This window comes from Lamprocystis purpurea DSM 4197 (genome assembly GCF_000379525.1).
GTDB classification, from domain to species: Bacteria; Pseudomonadota; Gammaproteobacteria; order Chromatiales; family Chromatiaceae; genus Thiodictyon; species Thiodictyon purpureum.
This window is the reverse complement of the sequence record NZ_KB902419.1, coordinates 48,566-68,641: the sequence shown is the minus strand read 5'-3', so window position 1 is coordinate 68,641 and position 20,076 is coordinate 48,566. Positions and strand designations below refer to the sequence as shown.

Sequence of the window (20,076 nt, the reverse complement as noted above, 5' to 3'; positions counted from 1 at the left end):
TGGTCTCACTGCGGTGCGCCCGACGCAATAGTCAGAATCGGAAAGGAAAATAGCACGGATCAGAGCGACATCAGCGCCTGTGACGCTCCGGCCATCGGACGACGGTCTGCGTAAGCAAGATATGACATCAGGTGAACAGGCTGTCGGTCAGCACCTGATTACCTGGTATCCCGTTGCGGTTGCGCGTGTGCAGGAAGGTCGGAGGCTGGTCTTCGGACGGTGGTCGGTGCAGTGACCGCGCTGCGGCCCGACCACTCGCCCGCAGCCGCAGGGACTACTGCACCTTGACGCGCAAGATCTCCTCTCCTTGCGGATCGGTCAGATGCACCGCGCAGGCGATGCAAGGGTCGAAGCTGTGGATGGTACGCAGGATCTCGATGGGTTGCTCGGGATCGTGCAGGGTCTGGCCTTCCAAGGCCGCCTCGTAAGGTCCGCGCTGGTTCTGCGCGTCGCGGGGACCGGCGTTCCAGGTGCTGGGTACCACCGCCTGATAGTTGGCGATCTTGCCGTCCTCGATCACCATCCAATGGGCGAGCGCACCCCGCGGCGCTTCCATGTGTCCCACACCCTGCGCCTTCCGGGGCCAGGTCTTGGGATCCCAGAGGGCATCGTTGAAGGTTCGGGTATCGCCGCCCCGGATGTTGGCTAGCAGTTGCGCGTACCAGCCATCCATGGCGTCGACCATGACCTTGGTCTCCAGGGTGCGGGCGGCAGTGCGCCCCATGGTGGAGTACAGGGCATCGATCGGCAGGTCGAGCGTCTGCAGTGTCGAATCCACCAGCGCCTTGGTCTGTTCATGCCCGGTGGTATAGAGCATCAGCACCCGCGCCAACGGACCGACCTCAACCGGCTTGCCGCGCCAGCGCGGCGATTTGAGCCAGGAGTATTCCTGGTCCACGTTGAGAAGATCGTATGGCGGCTCCGGCCCCGTGAAGGCGAAACTTGTCTCGCCCTTGTAGGGATGCAGGCCGACATCTTTGCCATCCTTATAGTCGTACCAGGCGCGGGAGACGAACTCCTGGATCTCGTCCTCGTTATGCAAGTCTACGGGCTCGATGTGCGAGAGGTCGCGGTTCAGGATCACCCCGCCCGGCACCAGATAGGTGGCTGGATCGCCGAACCCCTTGGCCGGGAAATCGCCGTAGCACATGAAATTGCCGACGCCTTCACCGATTTTGAACCAGTCCTTGTAGTAGCCGGCGATAGCCAGGGTATCCGGCACATAGACCTGGTCCACGAAATCACGCATCTTGGTGATGACGTTACGGACGATTTCCAGTCCGATCACGTCCAGGGCGGTACCGGCCTGGGCGCCGGACTCCAGGCTGATGGCGCAGGGCATGCCGCCGACGACCATGTTCGGATGCGGGTTCTTACCGCCGAAAATGGCGTGGAGGGTGACCACATCACGCTGCCAGGCCAGGGCGTCCAGATAATGGGCAACAGCCATCAGATTCGCTTCGGGCGGCAGCTTGTAGGCCGGATGGCCCCAGTAGCCGTTGGCAAAAATGCCGAGCTGACCCGCCTCGACAAACCCCTTGAGCCGCTTCTGCACATCCGCGAAATAGCCCGGAGAGGATCTGGGATAGCTGCTGATCGACTGGGCGAGTTCCGAGGTCGCCTTGGGGTCCGCGCTCAACGAGGAGACCAGGTCCACCCAGTCCAGTGCATGCAGGTGGTAGAAGTGCATGACATGGTCGTGGACATACTGAGCCCCGATCATCAGATTACGGATGAGCTGCGCATTGGGCGGAATCTCGTAATTGAGCGCGTCCTCCGCCGCCCGCACTCCGGCCAGGCCGTGGACCAGGGTGCAGACGCCGCAAATGCGCTGCACGAAGGCCCAGGCATCGCGCGGATCGCGGCCGCGCACGATGGTTTCGATGCCGCGCACCATGGTGCCCGAGGAATACGCCTGCTGGATCACCCCGCCTTCCATCTGTGCCTCGATGCGCAGATGGCCCTCGATGCGGGTGATCGGGTCGACGACGATACGTTCGCTCATGCCGTTACTCCGGGCTGGGATGACTTGGCGGCCGGGGCCTGGGCCGGGGTGTCGATCAGATGATCAGCGACCAGTTCAACCAGACTCGCGACCTCCTTGTCCCAGTGGTTCTTGACGCGGCCGGCCTCGAAATTCAGCCGACAGCTCGCGCAGCTCACGACCACGGTCGCGGCCCCGGTGGCATTGACTTGTTTGATCTTGATCTTGAATGACTCGTCCCGCAGGCGGGTGGCCCGCTCCAGCAGGAAGATGCCCGCCCCGCCGCCGCAGCACCAGTTGTACTCCCGGCCCGAGGGCAACTCGACGTAATCGGCGTTCATGGCCTGGAGCACCGCTCGCGGTTGATCGAAGGCACCGCCGCGCCGACCGGTCTTGCAGGGGTCGTGGTAGGTGATCTTCCCGTCAATCGGCGTGAGGTTGAGTCGACCCGCCTTGGCCATGCGGCCCAGGAACTCGGACATGTAGACCATATCGAAGGGCAGACTGCCGCCCTTGATCATCGGGTTCCAGCGCAGGGCCGGGTAGGCGTGACCGCACTCGGCGATCACCAGCGTCTTGGCGCCGATCCGCTGGGCGGCGGTCGTGATGGATTCCGACTGCTGCCGCCAGAGCGCCATGTCGCCGGAGAGCAGACCAAAATTGGCGCTTTCAAAGCCGTCGCTGCACATGGTCCAGTCCACCCCCAGGTGGTTCATGATCCTGGCCGTCGCCAGCAGGCCGTTGCCGTTGGCCACCAGATCGACCGCGGAACTCAGCACCATGACCTCGGCGCTGGGTTTGTCCAGCGGGATAGTGACCCCGTAATGGTCGCGGATGGTGTTGATCATGTTCATCAGGGTGTCGGCGGAGGCGCCGAAGATGGTCCCCCGATGCTTCTGCTCCGCGGTCAGCGCCGCCAGTTCCGCGGGCACCAGTTCCGCGGCCACCAGCGCACTGCGCAGATGATGGACCAGCGAGGCAGTATCGATGCCCATCGGGCAGACCATGGTGCAGCGTCCGCACTCGGAACAGGAGTCGTAGACCAACTCCTGCAAGTCCTCCAGCTCCTTGAGCTTGACCGGACGGGTGATCAACTTGTACCACCAGCGGAACGGGCCGACCTCGCGCTGGTAGATGCGCCGATACAGATCCATCTTGCGCATGGGGGCGTATTTGGTCTCGCCCGTCGCCTGGAAGAAATGGCAGGCGGTGGTGCACTGGCCGCAATGGATGCAGCTCTCCAGCCACACGGCTTCGCCCGCGTTGGTCTCCGCGATCAGGGTATCGATGGCGCGCTCGACCCGGACGGCATCCGTCAGCGTCGGCTCGGGCGCCATCTGGCGCAGCATCCCGATCTGCCCCGCGAAACCCTGGCAGACCTGTTCAAAGGTCGGAAAAATCGGTGCGACGGCGGCTGAGGTGCTCATATCTGGACTCCCTTGTGGGCGTAGGTGAGACCGCTCTGGGCGCGGGAGAACACAAACCAGATCGAATGCATCAGCTTGCTGAAGGGGAACCAGATGAACATCAGGGCAACACTCAGGATGTGGATCGCCAGCATGGTCTCGTAGCGCGGACCCAGATGCGCAAAGGCCATGAGTCCGGTGATCAGCGGGGCGGCAACCAGGATCCAGGTGATGTAGTCACCCAGATTGGAACAATAGATGGATGGATTGGTGAGGCGCCGCAGGATCAGGGCGAGCAGTGAGACCAGGGCGACGATGCCGATCGCCACCCCGACCGCGTTGGGGAGCGCCGGCCAGGAGGCCCCGGTGAGGCTCTGGATGAACTCGATGTGTGCCGTGATGCCGACGACGACGATCAGCGTGGCAAAATGGAAGAGGTAGGCCACGATTGTCTGGTAGCGGGTGGCGACGTTGAACTCGCTGCTGGGCCAGGCGCGACTGAACACGGTGCGATAGCCCTTGTAGTTGCCGAACGCGTCCCGCGGCCGGGACAGGTCCCCCCCGCGCGTCAGTGCCAAGACGCCAAGCAGGCGCCAGATGGTGCCGGCGACCAGGATGATCAGCGCCCAATGAATCGCTGGGCCACGTGCAAACTCTAACAGTGTCATAGGGATGTCCTCCGTTTGATCCTTTGATTGGACCGTTTCGTTATTCGTTGGCCGCGTGGGCAGCCGCCTTCTTTTCCTTCTTGCCGCGGGCGAGCAGGGCGGCACCGGCACCGGCCACGGCACCCACCACGGCGGCCGAGGCGAGCTTCGGTCCGGTTCCGAACTGGCCGTCGGCGATGGATTCATAGATCCCGGCGCTGTCCCAAAAACCGGGCTCGGAGCAACCGATGCAGCCGTGGCCGGATTGAATCGGGAAGCTCACCCCCTGATTCCATTTCACATGGGCGCAGGCGTTGTAGGCCACCGGCCCCTTGCAACCCAGCTTGTAGAGACACCAGCCCTTGCGTGCGCCGGCATCGTCGAAGGTCTCGGCGAAGAGTCCGCGGTCGTAGAAGGGGCGGCGGTAACAGCGGTCGTGGATGTTTTCGCCGAAGAAGGCGAGCGGCCGGTCCAGGGCGTCGAGTGCGGGCAAGGTGCCCAGCGTCAGGTAGTGGGCGATGACCCCGGTGATCGCCAGCGGCAGCGGCGGGCAGCCTGGGATGTTAATGATCGGCTTATCCGTGATCAGGTCGGAAACCGGCACGGCGCTGGTGGGGTTAGGGGCCGCCATGGGCAGACCGCCGTAGGCCGCGCAGGTGCCGACGGCGATAATCGCCGCCGCGTTGACTGCCGAGTCCTTGAGCATGTCCAGGTTGCTGATGCCGGCAATGGTCGAATAGGCCTTCACCGTGGGGATGGATCCGTCCACCAACAGCAGATACTTGCCCGCGTGCTCCCGCATGGCCTCTTCCCGCGCCGCTTCGGCGGCGCGCCCGGACGCGGCCTGAAGGGTGTGGTGATAGTCCAGCGAGATGAAGTCGAAGATCAGCCCTTCCAGGGTCGGGGCATGCGAACGGGTCAGGGCCTCGGTGCAACCAGTGCACTCTTGAAAGGACAACCAGATCACCGATTGGCGCTGAGCCTGCTCCAAGGCATCGGCCATGACCGGTATCAGCGATGCCGGCAAGGCCATCACCGAGGCGGTGGTGGTGCAGAACTTGAGAAAGGCGCGACGGCTTACCCCCTGGCTGCGCAGTAAAGCGCCCAGGGTCGACTGTCTGGTCATCGAATGTCCTCCGAAATAATTCGGTTATGTTTATTGTGAGCCTGAACGTCGACCTGCCTGCGGCAGGTTCCGATACGCTCCATCAGCGAATCAATGAGCGGCTCCGGCTCATTGATTGATAATTCGCAATCGACCTGTTCAGGTCGCTTGATAATTATCAATTACGCGGATCTATTTATCGTAGAGTAATGAGAAAGCCCTTTATGATCAGTGATCTTCACCTCAAAAGCTGATGCTTTTCTTTTTCTTGCGTCTGGATCCTAGATCCACTGATCAATTGTCGTATTGACCTGGATCAACAGAAGCGCAGTGAGCGCGCGAAATAGCGTTCACCAATACAGTCGAGGCAAATGAAAAGGGATCGGAAACAGCTAAACGTAAGTAATAAAGCGAATAGTCACTTTATTAAATAGGAAAACGCTTAATTACTTGATGACGCTATGCGCAAGCGGTGTCAGAGCGACAACCAAAGGACGGTACCATTCACGAAGGAACGGAAGCGGCAGGTAAGCGTTGACTGGAACTGCGGGCTGATGTGCCGGCAAAGGACAGGATCCGCAAGCGGCGGGGGTGCAGGGTCTAGGGAGACGGTAAGGAGCGGGTCGGGGCCGGTAGGGAAGGAAAGGGGAGAGTGCGGACCGACCGTCAGGCGACGGTCGGGTTGCCCACGGGGGCGGCCCTCAGGTCAGGATGCTGTAGCCGATCAGCAGCGGTACGGTAAACACGATGGCGATGGACAGCATTTCCGAGAGAGTCAGTTCCTTCAGGTTGGCCAAGTACTTCATTACAGCATGCCTTTAGTTGATAAACGGGTGTAGCTGCGGCGATCCGCAACGGCCAAGGCGCCCGCCCCAGCGCAGCAGCGGTTTCGGAGCGGTAGTAGCATCATAATATTAGTAGTTGGCTATATAGCTGTCAACAGCCTTTTTGTGCGTTGCAACAAAAATCGCATCAGTTGCCGAATAATTACCTATCACCCTGTCGTATGGCGAAATCTGATGATTGATAATGAGACTTATCAGCACTCATTCGCCGATCAAGTGTCATCAGGGTCAACCGGTGCGGCTGCCGACGTCCGTTACTTGCGATAGTGCTGAGCGATGGAGCGGATCAACGAGGCCACGGTCTGCGGCGCTTCCTCATGAGCCAGGTGCCCGAGTCGGGGAATGCTCTGGACTTCGACCGTCGGGAGCAGCGTGCGGACGCGGCGGGCTTCGGCCGGACTGACCGTGCTGTCGCCTTCGGCCACCAGCATCACCAAGGGCGTCGCGAGGCGTGGCAGGTCCCGCGCCAGCGGCTGCAAATCCCAATTGGCCATCATCCCGATGGCGGCGGCCACATGTCCGGGGTTGATCACCAGCCGCCGGTAGAACTCCATCCCCTGGGCGTCCAGACGGGAACCGGTACTGGCCACCAGTCGCTTGACCGCGCCCGGTGCCCGGGCGCGCCAGGCGAAGTACCGGGACGCCAGTGGATGGGTGGCGAAGAACCGCGCGGCGGGGGCGAACCACTGTCCCGCCAGACCGCGCAGGGGCAGCAGCGCGCCATTGAGACTGATCAGAGCGTCGGGGGCGATGCGTTGGTCGAGACAGAGTCGGACGAGTACGGCGGCCCCGGCGGAGTGACCCAGCACCAGATCGGGCGTCACGCCAAGGGTATCGAGCAGGGCCGCGAGGCTGGTTGCCATGCCGGGAAGCGACAACCCCCCGTCGCCCGGCGTTTGGGTGAACCCGTGACCCGGCAGATCCGCGGCCACCACCTGGAAGTCCTGCGCGAGCAGCGGGGCGAGGGTGCGCCAGGAGTGAGTGGCCGCGCCGGTGCCGTGGACCAGGACCAACACCGGTCCCTGGCCCAGTTGCTGCACGTGCCAGCGCAGCCCGCCGGCGCTGACGAAGCGGCTGGCGTCCCGATTCGGCCAGTCGCGTCCCTCATGGTCCCAGTCGAGTCGTCGGTGCATGATCAGTCAGGAACCTGAAGCGGATGTCAGTGTACGGCCAACGGACATGAATGCGGCAGGTGCTCGTGCCGACTGCCGGCCGCGGCGAACCCGCTGGATCTGCCGGCGGTCCTCACAACCCGGCCTTCGCTTTGACCGCCGCGTTCAGGCGCCCGGCATCCGCATGGGGCAGCGGCATATAGGTGGCGTCCATGGCCTCCGCCAGAGCCTTGGCCTGGGGATGTGGGTGCGGGGAGGTGTCGACCACCATGGCGGCCACGCCCGCGGCCCGCACCAGACGCGCGCAGGTCAGGGCCTCCTCGCCGGCTTGGGCGCGCCCGCCCTGACCATTGCGGGCGACGTTGCCGCGCCCGTCGGTGAGCAGCACCAGCAGCGGCGTTCCGCCGCGGCGCTTGACCGCATCGGCCAGGGCCAGCCCGGCCTCGATCCCGGACGCCAGCGGGGTTCCGCCGCCGCCGGGCAGATCCGCCAGGCAGCGCTTGGTCCGCACCAGCGAACGCGTCGGCGGGAGCAGCAGCTCCGCCGTCTTGCCGCGGAAGGCGACCAGCGCCACCCGGTCGCGGCGCACATAGCAGTCCGCGAGCAGCAGTTCCACCGCGCCCTTGGCCTCACCCAGGCGATGCAAGGCCGAGGAGCCCGAGGCGTCCACGATGAAGATCGCCGTGGTTTCGGAACGATGTTTGTAGCGCTGGATGCGGAAGTCGTCCTTACGCACCTCGACGCGCGGGGCCAGGTTGGGCACCGGCAGTGTCCGTGGCCTGGCTCTGGTCGCGCCGCCCGGTGTCCCGGTCGCCGTCATCTGGGTCTGCGTCTGACCGCGCTCCCGTTCCGCCCGGCGCACCCGCTGCCAGGGGGCGGCGGCGCGCAGCGTTTCGATCAGGTTCAGCCGATCCCCTGGACGCAGGTCGCCGCGGCGCACCCCGGCCGGTCGGCCGCGCATATTGGCCTGCTGGACCTGCCCGGATTTGCCGGTGCTGCGCACCTTAGCGCGCCGCAGTTGGCCCAGCCGCAGCCGGTCGAGCAGATCGGTGGGGATGGCCGCCTTGGTGGCATCCAGGACCTGATCCGCCAGGGGGTCTTGGCGCTGTTCCTGATTGGCCTCGGACTCGCCCTCCTGGTCGGGCGGGGGCGGCTCCGGCGGCGGCGGCTCGGGCTCGGATTCGGGCGGTTGCGTATACGGCAGCATGGTCGCACGCGGCGCCATCACCAACCGGGCGGCGAGGCTCACCTGCGCATCGGTGACCACCAGGTTCCCATCCAGGGCGGCGGCGACGCGCGCCGCCCGCATCGTGTGCAGCGAGGTGCGCAACGAGGGGATGCCCAGCGCCAGGGCCGTTTCACAGATGGCGTTCACCTGGTCGGCGCTGATGCTGACCTCGGCCAAACGTCCCCGCGCCGCGGTGACGTCCGCGACTGAATAAGGCACGTCGCCCATCTCCCGCACGGCGATCGGGCTGAGGTCGATCAGAAAGGCGAGTCGATCGAGCAAGGCATCGGCCACCTGCTCGTCCTCGTTGCTGCCCTCATCCAGGGCGATCACGCCGACTCGCGCCGGGGAGCGCAAGGCAATCCCGTCGCGCTCCAAAACCACCTCGCCGGTGTCCAGGGCGGAGCAGAGATAGGAGACCGGTGAGCCGCGCACCCGCTCGGCCATCGCCAGTTCCAGCACGCCGCCATGGGCCTCGGCGAACAGTCCGTGCTCCGCGACCGGTCGGCCGGCGCGCAGGGTCGCGGTGAGATCCAGGCCCCCCAGCAAGCGGCCATCCGAGACGTGCAGCGGGATCTTGCGGCGCGGCGTCTCCGGCGGCAGCAGTTCGCGGGTGTCGGCGAGCCATTGATCGCGCACCGGACCGGGGAGGGCGCGCAGGCAGACACCGCCCAAACCGGCCGGATCGACAGCGAAGAGCGCGGCGATCAGGGCCGCGTCTTCCCAGGGGTCCGGACGAGCCGGCGGCGGCGGGCCGCCGCTGACCGGACCCGGCCGGGGGGGCTGCGGGGAGCGATCGGACGCCGGCGTCATCATGCCGGGAACAGCTCCTGAACCACCCGATCGACGCGGGCGGTCGAGCCGGACTCATCCAGGGGATCGCGGCGCAGCCGATGGCGCAGGGCGGGGGCCGCGAGCTTGCGCAGATGGGGAACGCCTACGGAGGTGTCGCCGTCCAGCGCCGCCAGGGCACGCGCGGCACGGATCAGCGTCAATTCGCCGCGCAGACCGTCGGTGCCGAGCGCCATGCACAGGCGCGAGGCCTGCTCCAGTGTATGGTCCGGGACCTCGATCGCCGGCAGCAGGGCCTGCGCGTCGGTGATGCGTTTGCGCACCTTGGCGTCCTTACGCTTCCACTTCTCGGTGAAGGCTTCCGGGTTGCGTTCGAACTCATCACGCAGACGCACCACCTGCACCCGCGTCGCCAGGTCCTGCGGGGTCCGTACCTCGACCGAGAGGCCGAAGCGGTCCAGGAGTTGCGGCCGCAGCTCGCCTTCTTCCGGATTACCGGAGCCGATCAGTACGAAGCGCGCCGGGTGACGGACCGAGAGACCCTCGCGCTCTACCAGATTCTCACCGGAGGCGGCGACATCCAGCAGCGCGTCCACCAGATGGTCCTCCAGCAGGTTCACCTCGTCGATATAGAGAAAGCCGCGATGGGCGCGGGCCAGCAATCCGGGCTCGAAGGCCTTCTCGCCCCGTGTCAGCGCCATCTCCAGATCGAGCGCGCCGATCACCCGGTCCTCGGTGGCACCCAGCGGCAGATCCACCACCGGCACCGGGACTTGCTTGGTCTTGAACGGGGTGCCGTTATGACGCACGCGGCACTCCGCGCAGAGCACACCGACCTCGGCCTCGGGATCGCAGCCATAGCGGCAATCGGCCACCACCCGCATTTTCGGCAGCAGGGCGGCCAGCGCGCGGATGGCCGTGGACTTGCCGGTACCGCGGTCGCCGAACACCAGGACTCCGCCAATGCGGGAGTCAACCGCCCCGATCAGGAGCGCAAGCTTCATCTCTTCCTGGCCGACGATGGCGGAAAACGGGAATGGGACGGGCATAGGAGGTCTCGATCTTATGTGTCAGGTGCGCTGGTTGAAATAGCCGCCCATGGTAACCTCAAGCGCCCGTGGATGGGACACATGAAAGTGCTAAAAAAAAGGGCGTGTGTCAGTTTGTCCTGACAACTATACTGTAAGTCCAGCACGACAGTTGGGGCGAGGTGTCACGATCGCCCGCCCCGTTGCTTTCCCAACACCAGCGACCGGAGCACACCATGACTCAGACCCAGCGGGCGGATTCGATCGGCACCGACGCGGCTAACACCTCCACGGCGATTGCGATCCGGCCTTTTCTCGTCGCTTGCGCGATCTGTTCAGTCCTCGGGTTCGGCGTCCTCGCCGGCCTGGCCCATGCCTTGCTGTCTTTCTGGGGGCCGGTGGTCTAGGCAGGCCCCCGCGCGACCATGACGGTGTCCGGGTCAGCGCATCACGGCAGCGTCAGTCGGGGCTGGAGCCTGGTCCAACCCGTTCAGCCATGCGCTCACCGCACCCATGAAGGCGGCTGGACATTCCTCTTGAGGCACATGACCACAGTCAGGCAATACCGCCAGGGTCGCGTTGGGGAGCGTCGTCGCGACCCGGCGGGTATCCGCCTCCTTCACCAGTTTGTCCTGGTCCCCGGTGATCACCAGGACCGGTTGTCGAACCTGTTCCAGGCGGGCGCTGATGTCCACCGGGGTCGAGAGTGAGCGGTGCAGCAGTGCGCCCCAGGCCAGATCCCAGTGGGCCATGCGGGTATGGATCTCGGCTTGTTCGCGCCGCGCCGCAGTGATGCGGGCCGGGTCGTGATAGGAATATTCGAGTAGCGTCGGGTCCCCCAACTGGCGTGCGATGAAGAGGCTCAAGCGCTGCAATTGGGGCAGGTCCGCCACCGCGGCCGGGATGGTCGGACGCTGGGCATAGACCCAGGGCGCGACCAGAATCAATGCCTCGACGCGCTCCGGCCGCGCCAGCGCGGCTTCCAGGGCCAGGGTGCCGCCCGAGGAATTCCCGACCAGAATGGCACGTTCGAGCCCGAGTTGATCCATCACCGCGAAGACCTGAGTGATCGCCGACTCTTTGGCATAGGGGTCGGCCGCCGTCCAGTCGCCCGCGGTCAGTTTGGCACTGAGTCCGTAGGGGATCTGATCGTAGGCAACGGTGCGCCCATACGCGGCCAGGGGATCGAGCACGGCGTCCCAGGTGAAGCTGTTGAAGGTGAAGCCGTGGAGCAGCAGGAAGGCGTGCCGGGCTGACTCGGCCGCACCGGAGCGTTCCAGGTGGTGGACTTCGATCCCGGAGGTTCCCGCAAAAGGAATGCGGATGAAGTGGCTGTCAGGCGTCGCCGCGGCGTGGGCGCTGCCCTGCGGCTGGACGGATGCTGTTGAAATCAGGAAAGGACCCAGGGCCGCGGCCCCCAGCAGGAGGACCAACAAGACGCCCAAGACCAGCAAGATACCCAGCAAGACACGCTTCCACATCAAAATTCAGTTCCCGCTTGAAGGCCGGACGGCCGCGCCTGGAGCGTCGGCGGCCGGTCGTTGACGATAAGGCGATTGGGGAACCATGATTCCCCGCGGACGCGTGTTGCCGATGCGGCATCGTGCATCCCTATAACCTCTCCAAGATACCCCAAGAGGACCCCGGAATGGATCAAGGCCCTTCAAAAGGTCTGCACGACGTCAGCCTGATGAGCCACGACCGGCGCCTGCAGGGCCGGCCGCGTCTGTGCAGCGACTGCGGACTGTGCGACAGCTTCCTGCGTCCGCAGATGGCGGAAACCTGTCTGTTCGTGCGCAATCGGGCTGACGAGATCGAACAGCGTCTGCATGGCCGGCTCCGCAACCCGGGTGATGAGATGCGCTTCGGCATCTACCGGGAGCAAACCATCGCGCGGATGCGCCGGCCGGTGGCCGATGCCCAGTGGAGCGGCATGATCACCACCCTGGCCTCCCGATTGTTGGAGCGCGGCGAGGTGGAGGCCGTGATCCTCACGGGCACTAACCCCGGCACGCGCTTCCAACCGGTGCCGGTCCTCGCCCGCACGACGATGGAGGTGCGGGCCTGCGTCGGCAACAAACCAAGCTTCTCGCCCAATCTGGGCCTGCTGGATCAGGTGCGCGAGGCCGGTATCCGCCGTCTGGCTGTCGTCGGTACCAGTTGCCAGGTCCAGATGCTGCGTCAGGCGCAAGCACAACTCGGGCTTGAACATCTCGACCTGATCGGCATCCCGTGCAGCGACAATGTGACCCACGAGGACCAGCAGTTCTTCCTGGCCACCATTTCCCGCTCGCCCGCCACGGTGGTGCACTACGAGTTCATGCAGGACTTCAGCCTGTGGCTGCGTCATGAGGATGGGCACATCGAGCGGGTCAACTATATCGACTTCCCGATGGACCAGCTCCAGGGCATTTTTCCCTCGGCCTGTCTGTCCTGTTTCGACTATCCGAATGCGCTCTCCGACATCACCATCGGTTACATGGGTGCACCGCTCGGTTGGCAATGGGTGCTGGCGCGGACTGCCCGCGGGGTGGAATTGCTGGACCTGTTGCGGCCGGATTTGGAGGTCCGGCCGGTATCCGCGGCCGGCGACCGGACCCGCGGCATGCCCCGTTACATCCAGATGCTCGCCAAGCGGCCGGCCAAGCCGCCCAAGCTGATCCGGCAACTCATCGCCTTTCTGCAACGGCACCGCGGTCCGCGGGGCCTGGAGTTCGCCCGTGCCATCATCGAGATGAAACTCCTGCGTAATTACACCCATGTACGCGAGAAATTTCCTCAATTGGAAGCTCGGATCGTCCCGTATCACGTGTACCAATCCATCGCGCCTTATACGCAGGAGTACGCTGCCGTTTTCGGCCGGGCGCCGGGGGAGAGGGCGATTGCGGATCAGGTCTGATCTCGACCAGTGCCGCCCGCATCCCGTGCCCCATCCGCTCTCCCCAGAGGACATCCTCTTGCGGCTTGAACGGCTGCTTGGCTACGCCGAGCCGGAACAACTGCATGCCGAGTTACATCAGTTGGTCGGTGTCCTGCGGGGGCAGCAGCCGGCCGCTGAGGTCCAAGACCACGGGCCGACGGACCGGGGGGACCTCGCCGCGCGCCGGACGCGGTTCGCCCTGATGGCGCGGCGGCACACGGCCGGTGCCTTGGCCACCACGCTGGCCCATGAGATCAGCCAACCGCTGGCCGCGATCAGCATTTACAGCAATGCCGCCGCGCACCTGGCCGGATCCGGTGAGATCCGGGCGGGCGAGTTGGCCGATGTACTCGGCCGGATCGAGTCTCAGGCCAAACGCGCCGCGGAGATCCTCGCGCGGGTACGGGAGTTCACGCGTACCGATAGCGCTGAACAGCACGCCATTGACCTGTGCCGGACGCTTGCCGACACCGTTGCCCTGATGCATCCGCTCGCCATCAACAAGCAGGTCGCGATCCATCTGGATCTGCCCATGCAACCGGTCTTGGTGATGGCCGTCCGGGCCCAGGTCGCTCAGGTCGTGCTCAACCTGCTTTTCAACAGCATCGAGGCGATCGATCAGGCCGACAGTCCGCAACGTCAGGTGCGGGTGGGTCTCGTCCCTGAACCCATGGGCGTGCGGGTCACGGTTCACGACAGCGGCCCCGGCATCAGCCCCGCAGACGCCGAGCGTATCTTCGACAGCTTCGCAAGCAACAAGGCGGATGGCTGTGGCCTCGGGCTCACCATCAGCCGCTCGCTGATCGAGGGGCAAGGCGGCAAGCTCTGGGTAGACGCCCAAGTCAGTGATGGCGCGGCGCTGCATTTCTGGTTGCCGGGGTGTCCGGACACCGGTGCCGACCCTTGAGCCTGACCGCAGGCTTGCGCAGCGACCCTCCCCTCTGCGCTGAGTAGTTTCCCGGATGATCAGGACGTGTCTGGCAGCTAGACTTATCAGTTGTTATACATTGCGACGGATGGCACGAAAAAGCCGACGAGGGGGACCTGTTGATACTAGCCATTAACCATTTTCTGCGTTCTGATCCGGGCACGGTGCCGGCACTTCGACCGTCAGTGCCGCGACCGGCAGCGTGGTCGTTGGGCACGATTGAGCGCCGCTCCAGCGCGACCGCGAGTATCGATCACCGCCAATCCCGGCGCGTACCCGTGCAGTTTCCCGTTTTGCTACACGTCTCGCGCGGTTTACACAGCTACGGGACTGCCTGTAACCTGAGTCGCGAAGGCATTTATGTCGAGACTGGCGTCAGACTCGAACTTGATTGCTGCCTGGACCTCATTGTCTCTGATTCAGCCGCGATGGCGGCTGGTCCAGTTGTGCTCCCGGCACTGGTGATCCACCGGACCAACCAAGGACTGGGACTGATCTTTCGTGCGTTGGACGATCGCGCATCCGGGTTCGTGCAGCGTCTGATCGCGGAGGTACCCTACGTGTCTCCTCAGGTCTGATGCGTGGACGATGGCGGCGCTGCTTGAGCGCCGACACCCGATGCCTGCCACTGTTCGCAACGACCGCGCGATCGGGCGATTTCCGTCAAATCCGGCAATCGCCTAACCGCATCATTCCGGTTATGACGTGACCGATGCACTGCGTTAAAAAGCCGAGTCAAAACGTCGATCAATCCGGCGCTTAATCGGACGCGATTCGGCTATAATTCTCCGAGATGTGGTCCAGGTGGCCGGGTCGGCGATGGGATCAGGGTCACCCGTCCCGCGCCGAGCGCGATCATGCGCTTTACGGCCAGACCATCAGGTTCCAGATGGAAAGATCGGAGGGGGAGGTCCGTATGAGCGAACAGCCAACGGTCTTCATCGTAGACGACGACGAAGGGGTGCGCGAGGCCATCGTCTGGGCACTGCGCAAAGAGGGTCTGCACGTCGAATCTTTCCCATCGGCCGAAGCCTTCCTGGCGACAGTCCCCGCTGACTATCCGGGATGTCTCGTCCTGGATGTCCGGATGCAGGGTATGAGTGGACTGGACCTGCAGCAAGTGCTGAACGCGCACGGCTGCGAGATTCCGATCATCTTCATCACCGGCCACGGAGACATCCCCACAACGGTCAGGGCAATCAAGGCCGGCGCCGTTGATTTCGTAGAAAAACCCGTATCCCGCGAGATTCTGATCGAGCGCGTCCGCGACGCGTTCCGGGAGGACGAACGGCGACGCCACCAACGTGCTGTTCGGGCAGAGGTCCATAGCTGCTACCAGACGCTGACCGCGCGTGAACGCGAAGTCATGGACCTGGTGACCAACGGTCTTTCCAACAAGGAGGTCGCGCAGATGCTCGGCATCAGTCCGCGCACGGTCGAAAATCATCGTGCCCGAGTCATGACGGTCATGCAAGCCGACAGTGTCGCGCAATTGTGCCACTTGGCGACCCTCTGTTCCTGAGTGCTGATCGCCGCTCTGGCGCGCGGGCTGCGCACTCCCCCGTCCCATCCGGGACCCTACGCCCCTACGCCCCTACGCCCCTACGCCCCTACGCACGTCCCCGCACCCGTTGTATGAATGGCTCGGTATCCGCGGCCAAATCCTCCAGCAAAGCCAAGGGCACGGCATCCGCTGCCTGGGCCAGGGCAATGGCACGCATCACCAGGGCGGCATCGGCGGGCTCAATGGCGCCGGTCGGCAGCGCCTCCCCATAGAGCCAGATGCCGGCTTCGCGGGGATTGGGCGGCTGGGTCCGACCGGCCAGGAGCGCCGCGGCGCAGAGCAAGGCACCGAGCAGCAGGTCCAGCGCCGGCCCTCCGAGCGCGGCTCCGGCCTGGGTCTGCGCCAGCAGCACCCGAGCACCCTCGAGCTTGGTCTGGGCCTGACGGGCCAGTGGATGACCCGCGACGGGAACCGGTGCGGCCCCCGCCTCGAACAAGATCTCGCCCTCCGCCGCCGGCGAGGCCGCCCCGAGCCGCTGAAGCCCGGCCAGGGTGCGGCGGTCGATCAGCGCGATCGGGATTTGATCCGACAGCCCCTCGGCGAACCGATCGGCCTCCGCGTCGGTACTGTCCATCACCACCAGCAGCCCGCCGCGGCTGGCCAGGATGCGCTCGATCCGCGTACCGAAGCGGTCTTGCAGCGCGATAATGCAGTGGCGCACCGCCTCGGTGGGGAGTGGCCCGCGCGGCGGCTCGGGTAATGCTGCCGTGTCGCTTGGCGTCGCGACGCTCGGTTCGTCCTCCGGCGCGGCGAGGGCGGCCGGCGGCTCGACCGCGGGCAGATCCGCGGCAAGCTCAGGCTCGGCGGAGACCCCATGCTCGGTCGCTCCCCGCTCATCCGGACCCACCAGGTCCCCGGCCAGGACCTCGGCCAGCCGCTTGGAGACATCGACCACGTCCTCGGTCGCTTCCGGGTCTACCACGTTGTCGAACAGCACGCGCTTACCCTGCACCAGACCCAGGACCCGCTCCTCATAGGAGTCCGGGGCCACCAGCAGGATTACCTGAACCCGCTGGCGCTGACCGAGCCGGTGAATCCGGGCGATACGTTGATCGAGCACCGCCGGGTTCCAGGGAATATCCAGATTCACCAGCACGGAAGCGCATTGCAGGTTGAGACCGACACCGCCGGCATCGGTGGAGATGAAGACCTGCACCGCGTCGTCATCATGAAAGCGGTCAATCAGCGCCCCGCGATTGGCGCTGGGGACACCGCCGTGCAGCCGCACCGAGCCCAGCCCCATGCGCCGCACCCGCTGCTCCACCAGCTCGGTCATGCGCTCCCACTGGGAGAAGACCACGGCCTTGAGCCCGGACAGTCGGCACAGCTCATCAAGGATGGTCTCCAGCTCGTCGAGTTTGGGCGAGCCCTCGGTCTCCTTGTCCACCAGACCCGCGGCATCGCAGGCCATGCGCGCCCGTTGCAGCGCGGCCATCATGCGGTTCTGTTCGGACGGAGTGAGCGGCCGGCGCTTCATGATCTGCGCCAGGATGCCCGCGGCATTGACGGCCTCGTCGTGGATTTCCTGTTGCTTGGGGGTCAGCGCGCAGTCGAGCCGCTGTTCGATCCGTTCCGGAAGCTGATCACGCACCAGACTGCGGTCGCGGCGCAGCATCACCGGGGTCAGGCGGCGGCGCAGTTCGGAGAGATTGCGGTAGCCCAGCACCTTGCCGCGCTCATCGGTGATGTGGAAATCGACCAGATAGCGCCACAGCGGTCCGAGTACGCGCGGGTCCACCACCTGCATCAGGCTGTAGAGATCCTCCAGGCGGTTCTCCAGGGGCGTGCCCGTGAGTACGAAGGCGTAGCGCGAGGGAATCTGCTTCACCGCCGAGGCGATCCGGGTGCGCCAGTTCTTGATGCGCTGCGCCTCGTCGAGGATCACCAGATCGGGACCCAGCGTCTCATTGATCAGGCTCAGGTCGCGTAACACCAGTTCATAATTGATGACATAAAAGCCGGTCCCTTTGCGGTATTGGACGGCGCGCCCCGCCACCGGCCCCTGCACCACCTCCGCCTCGGCACCGGTGAACTTGGCGATCTCGCGCGCCCATTGGCGTTTGAGCGAGGCCGGACAGATCACCAGCACCCGCTCCACCTGATCGTGCTGGTGCAGCCAATGGGCGGCGGCAATGGCCTGAAGCGTCTTGCCCAGACCCATGTCGTCAGCGAGCAGCGCACGCCCGCGGCCGGCCAGAAAGGCGACCCCGTCGACCTGATACGGATAGAGGGTGGCCCGCACACCCGGCAGGCGCCCGCCGCCGGCGCGAATGCGCTCGCCGATCTCCTGCGCCCGGACCTGGCGGGCGGCGTCCTCCGCCAACCGGCGGGCGAAGCCCAGCGTATCCTCGCCCATTTCGATGTCGGGTCGTCCGGCCAGGGTATCGGCAAGCCGCAACAGCCCGTCCGGCAGCCGCCCCCGGAAGATCCCGGCCGCGTCGAAGTGTTCGTTCAGCAGCGGCGCCAGCTCGACACTCGTCTCACCCGCGCGCTGCAACCGCACGGCCGGCGCGTTCTCACACTCCCAATCCAGGTAGACGAAGGCGGTGTCCGGGCCCCGGTCTCTGGCCTTCTTGTAGCCCTTGCGTTTACGCAGCCGATGGAGCACCGCCTCCACATGCTTGCAGGTGCCGAGCTGATTGGTGGCGAAGTCCGGGCAGGTACACCAGTTGGCACGGCGGGTCAGCGAGCGGATGTGCACTCGATAGCTTGTGGGCAGATACCCGGTGGGATTGATGGACTGCGCCCGCCAGGTCCCGAGCCAGTCGCCGCCCGAGACCGGCTCCACCTGCACCTCGGTCCGCCCACGCAGCGCGCGCTCCTCGATCGCGCCCGCCACGGCCCCGGTCAGCGCCCCGGCGCTGCCGCTCGCCTGACTATGGGCGAACAGGGCCGCCAGGCCATGCACGCAGAGCCCGTCCGGATCCGCTTCGCATTGACACTCGCAGCGGAGATTCCCATCGATGTCATAGCCCAGGGTGAGATCCAACTGCGCTTCGGTCTCCGCGTCCTCGACCCGCGCCCACAGCCGCTCGCCGTCCGAATCCAGCGCGGTGACACGCTTGTCCTGGCAATGCCGCAGCGCGCTGCGAATCAGCCCGGACGGGGCCAGCGCATGGAGCTGCTCGCTATCGAAAAGAAACGGGTCCTGGTCGGGTGTCGGGGCCGGTGTGCTGGGCATGGCGAACGGGGTCCATAGTCGACGGCGGAGTTAGCCGCTGATTAGGGTAAACCTTAACAGCGCACGCAGCACGCAGCACTCATACCTTGATCATCGTTCCGGCGGCGATCAGTTCCGAAATTTCCGGCCTTGATGGTAATCCCGGCCAGCGGCGTGCGTAGTCAGGGCTTCCAGCCCTGACGGTGTCAGGCCAGGATGGCCTGACTACGCACTCGGCGCGCTCAAGTGGCCGGAATCTTGATCGAGGCCAGCATTCAGCGCTCGGTTTGATGTGATCGCCCTGACCGCTGCTACGCCCTGATGGCCACTAACCGATCCGCCAGACCGGCGATCCCGGCACGCCGCGGCAGCGTCGCGAGCCACGCCGGCGGGATCGCCGCTGTCCCCAAGGCCGCCCCCAGCAGGGCGCCGGTCAGACAGGCCACCGAGTCCGAATCGCCCCGAATGCGCGCCGCTTTCTCGACCGCCAAGCCCAGGTCGTCGGGCCAGCGCAGTGCCGCGGCCACCGCGAGCCCCAGCGCGCTGCCCGAGCGCCAGCCGCCGTCACCCGGCGGAATCGCCGGCTCGTCCAGCCACTCCTCGCCCCGCTGCGCCCAGACCAGCGCAGCGCGCAGACTCCCGGCCAGGTTCCCGCCCTGGTTCCAGGGTCCATCCAGATGCCGGATCGCGTCTTCCACACAGGCCGCGCCCCAGACCCCGGTCTCCAGAATCTGCCCAACCAGCCAGGCCCCGGCCATCGCCGCTTCCGGCGCATTGGGATGCGCATGGGTGACCAGCGCCGAGACCCGGGCCGCCTCCAGCAGCGCCTCCCCACGCCAGGCGAGTCCAATGGGGACAATGCGCATCACCGCCCCGCAACCGTCGGACGACCGGATACCGCTGGTTTTCCAGTCGCGGTCACGCTCGAAATGGCGCGCACCGGTCAGGCAGGTGTTGCCCGGTGCGGTGGTCGGCGTCAGCGGGTCATGCAGCCAACGCACGAACGCCTCACCCACCAGAGTCCCGAACCGATCAGCCTCAAAGGGTGATTGGTCCGTGATGGGGCCATAGGCCAGCAGCGTCTCGCCGAGATACAGCGACATGTGCGTGTCGTCGGTCCAGTTGCCCAAGTGGACCGTGCGCGTTCGCACGCTGAGATCCGATACGAATTCCAGCGGCGCACCGAAGCGGTCGCCGCAGGCGTGGGCGAGCAGGGCGGCGCGGGCGCGGTCGGCAAAGTCCGGGTTGGGCGGCGGGGTGTCCATGAGCGGTTCCTGAAATGGCGAAGTCACAGTGGGTACGAACTCGTATTCATCACACAGGATACCAAAGCCCGTGATTGATTTCGATTGCCGAC

The 20,076-nt window shown here is 65.3% G+C and carries 15 protein-coding genes; 5 read left to right on the top strand and 10 right to left on the bottom strand.

Annotated features, from left to right (window positions below):
- Positions 1-274: 274 nt before the first annotated feature.
- The 7 genes from A39O_RS0107005 to bchI form a co-directional block, all read right to left on the bottom strand.
- On the bottom strand, positions 275-2,005 hold the full coding sequence (locus A39O_RS0107005) for a nickel-dependent hydrogenase large subunit (protein WP_020503980.1): 1,731 nt from the start codon (positions 2,003-2,005) through the stop codon (positions 275-277).
- A complete protein-coding gene (locus A39O_RS32375; RefSeq protein ID WP_020503979.1) occupies positions 2,002-3,411 on the bottom strand; it encodes a (Fe-S)-binding protein in 1,410 nt (469 codons plus the stop codon). The genes A39O_RS0107005 and A39O_RS32375 overlap by 4 nt, the downstream gene beginning before the upstream one ends.
- Complete coding sequence (locus A39O_RS0106995; RefSeq protein ID WP_020503978.1) at positions 3,408-4,058, bottom strand: respiratory nitrate reductase subunit gamma; 651 nt, start codon at positions 4,056-4,058, stop codon at positions 3,408-3,410. The genes A39O_RS32375 and A39O_RS0106995 overlap by 4 nt, the downstream gene beginning before the upstream one ends.
- 40 nt (positions 4,059-4,098) lie before the next feature.
- Positions 4,099-5,163 (bottom strand): hydrogenase small subunit, encoded by a 1,065-nt coding sequence (locus A39O_RS0106990; RefSeq protein WP_020503977.1) that lies wholly within the window; start codon positions 5,161-5,163, stop codon positions 4,099-4,101.
- Positions 5,164-6,241: 1,078 nt separating this feature from the next.
- Positions 6,242-7,120, bottom strand: a complete 879-nt coding sequence (bchO, locus tag A39O_RS0106980) for an alpha/beta fold hydrolase BchO (protein WP_020503975.1) — start codon at positions 7,118-7,120, stop codon at positions 6,242-6,244.
- A gap of 112 nt (positions 7,121-7,232) precedes the next feature.
- Positions 7,233-9,140, bottom strand: coding sequence for a magnesium chelatase subunit D (locus tag A39O_RS0106975; RefSeq protein ID WP_020503974.1), 1,908 nt, complete (start codon positions 9,138-9,140; stop codon positions 7,233-7,235).
- Positions 9,140-10,168 (bottom strand): magnesium chelatase ATPase subunit I, encoded by a 1,029-nt coding sequence (gene bchI / locus A39O_RS0106970; protein WP_020503973.1) that lies wholly within the window; start codon positions 10,166-10,168, stop codon positions 9,140-9,142. Before bchI ends, A39O_RS0106975 begins: the two co-directional genes overlap by 1 nt.
- 215 nt (positions 10,169-10,383) lie before the next feature.
- Between bchI and A39O_RS40500 the strand changes: the two genes are divergently transcribed.
- Positions 10,384-10,554 (top strand): hypothetical protein, encoded by a 171-nt coding sequence (locus A39O_RS40500; protein ID WP_020503972.1) that lies wholly within the window; start codon positions 10,384-10,386, stop codon positions 10,552-10,554.
- Between the two features lie 33 nt (positions 10,555-10,587).
- Here A39O_RS40500 and A39O_RS0106960 read toward each other — a convergent pair whose 3' ends face one another.
- Entirely contained in the window at positions 10,588-11,628 is a 1,041-nt protein-coding gene (locus tag A39O_RS0106960) for an alpha/beta fold hydrolase (protein ID WP_020503971.1), read from the bottom strand.
- Between the two features lie 167 nt (positions 11,629-11,795).
- Between A39O_RS0106960 and A39O_RS0106955 the strand changes: the two genes are divergently transcribed.
- The 4 genes from A39O_RS0106955 to A39O_RS0106940 all read left to right on the top strand — a co-directional run bounded on the left by A39O_RS0106955 (position 11,796) and on the right by A39O_RS0106940 (position 15,517).
- A complete protein-coding gene (locus A39O_RS0106955; protein WP_020503970.1) occupies positions 11,796-13,046 on the top strand; it encodes a Coenzyme F420 hydrogenase/dehydrogenase, beta subunit C-terminal domain in 1,251 nt (416 codons plus the stop codon).
- Positions 13,047-13,071: 25 nt separating this feature from the next.
- On the top strand, positions 13,072-13,974 hold the full coding sequence (locus A39O_RS0106950) for an ATP-binding protein (protein WP_020503969.1): 903 nt from the start codon (positions 13,072-13,074) through the stop codon (positions 13,972-13,974).
- Between the two features lie 185 nt (positions 13,975-14,159).
- Positions 14,160-14,573, top strand: coding sequence for a PilZ domain-containing protein (locus tag A39O_RS41660; RefSeq protein WP_407635629.1), 414 nt, complete (start codon positions 14,160-14,162; stop codon positions 14,571-14,573).
- A gap of 338 nt (positions 14,574-14,911) precedes the next feature.
- Positions 14,912-15,517 (top strand): response regulator transcription factor, encoded by a 606-nt coding sequence (locus A39O_RS0106940; RefSeq protein WP_020503967.1) that lies wholly within the window; start codon positions 14,912-14,914, stop codon positions 15,515-15,517.
- Between the two features lie 88 nt (positions 15,518-15,605).
- Here A39O_RS0106940 and A39O_RS0106935 read toward each other — a convergent pair whose 3' ends face one another.
- The gene (locus A39O_RS0106935; protein ID WP_020503966.1) at positions 15,606-18,740 is read right to left on the bottom strand and encodes a DEAD/DEAH box helicase; all 3,135 of its coding nucleotides are present in this window, start codon (positions 18,738-18,740) and stop codon (positions 15,606-15,608) included.
- A 290-nt stretch (positions 18,741-19,030) separates the two neighbouring features.
- Positions 19,031-19,984: an ADP-ribosylglycohydrolase family protein gene (locus A39O_RS0106930; RefSeq protein ID WP_020503965.1), complete on the bottom strand. Its 954-nt coding sequence runs from the start codon at positions 19,982-19,984 to the stop codon at positions 19,031-19,033.
- Positions 19,985-20,076: the final 92 nt, after the last annotated feature.

Coding starts and splice junctions, on each gene's coding strand:
- A39O_RS0107005 (WP_020503980.1), bottom strand. CDS start 2,005: ATGAGCGAACGTATCGTCGTCGACCCGATCACCCGCATCGAGGGCCAT.
- A39O_RS32375 (WP_020503979.1), bottom strand. CDS start 3,411: ATGAGCACCTCAGCCGCCGTCGCACCGATTTTTCCGACCTTTGAACAG.
- A39O_RS0106995 (WP_020503978.1), bottom strand. CDS start 4,058: ATGACACTGTTAGAGTTTGCACGTGGCCCAGCGATTCATTGGGCGCTG.
- A39O_RS0106990 (WP_020503977.1), bottom strand. CDS start 5,163: ATGACCAGACAGTCGACCCTGGGCGCTTTACTGCGCAGCCAGGGGGTA.
- bchO (WP_020503975.1), bottom strand. CDS start 7,120: ATGCACCGACGACTCGACTGGGACCATGAGGGACGCGACTGGCCGAAT.
- A39O_RS0106975 (WP_020503974.1), bottom strand. CDS start 9,140: ATGACGCCGGCGTCCGATCGCTCCCCGCAGCCCCCCCGGCCGGGTCCG.
- bchI (WP_020503973.1), bottom strand. CDS start 10,168: ATGCCCGTCCCATTCCCGTTTTCCGCCATCGTCGGCCAGGAAGAGATG.
- A39O_RS40500 (WP_020503972.1), top strand. CDS start 10,384: ATGACTCAGACCCAGCGGGCGGATTCGATCGGCACCGACGCGGCTAAC.
- A39O_RS0106960 (WP_020503971.1), bottom strand. CDS start 11,628: ATGTGGAAGCGTGTCTTGCTGGGTATCTTGCTGGTCTTGGGCGTCTTG.
- A39O_RS0106955 (WP_020503970.1), top strand. CDS start 11,796: ATGGATCAAGGCCCTTCAAAAGGTCTGCACGACGTCAGCCTGATGAGC.
- A39O_RS0106940 (WP_020503967.1), top strand. CDS start 14,912: ATGAGCGAACAGCCAACGGTCTTCATCGTAGACGACGACGAAGGGGTG.
- A39O_RS0106935 (WP_020503966.1), bottom strand. CDS start 18,740: ATGCCCAGCACACCGGCCCCGACACCCGACCAGGACCCGTTTCTTTTC.
- A39O_RS0106930 (WP_020503965.1), bottom strand. CDS start 19,984: ATGGACACCCCGCCGCCCAACCCGGACTTTGCCGACCGCGCCCGCGCC.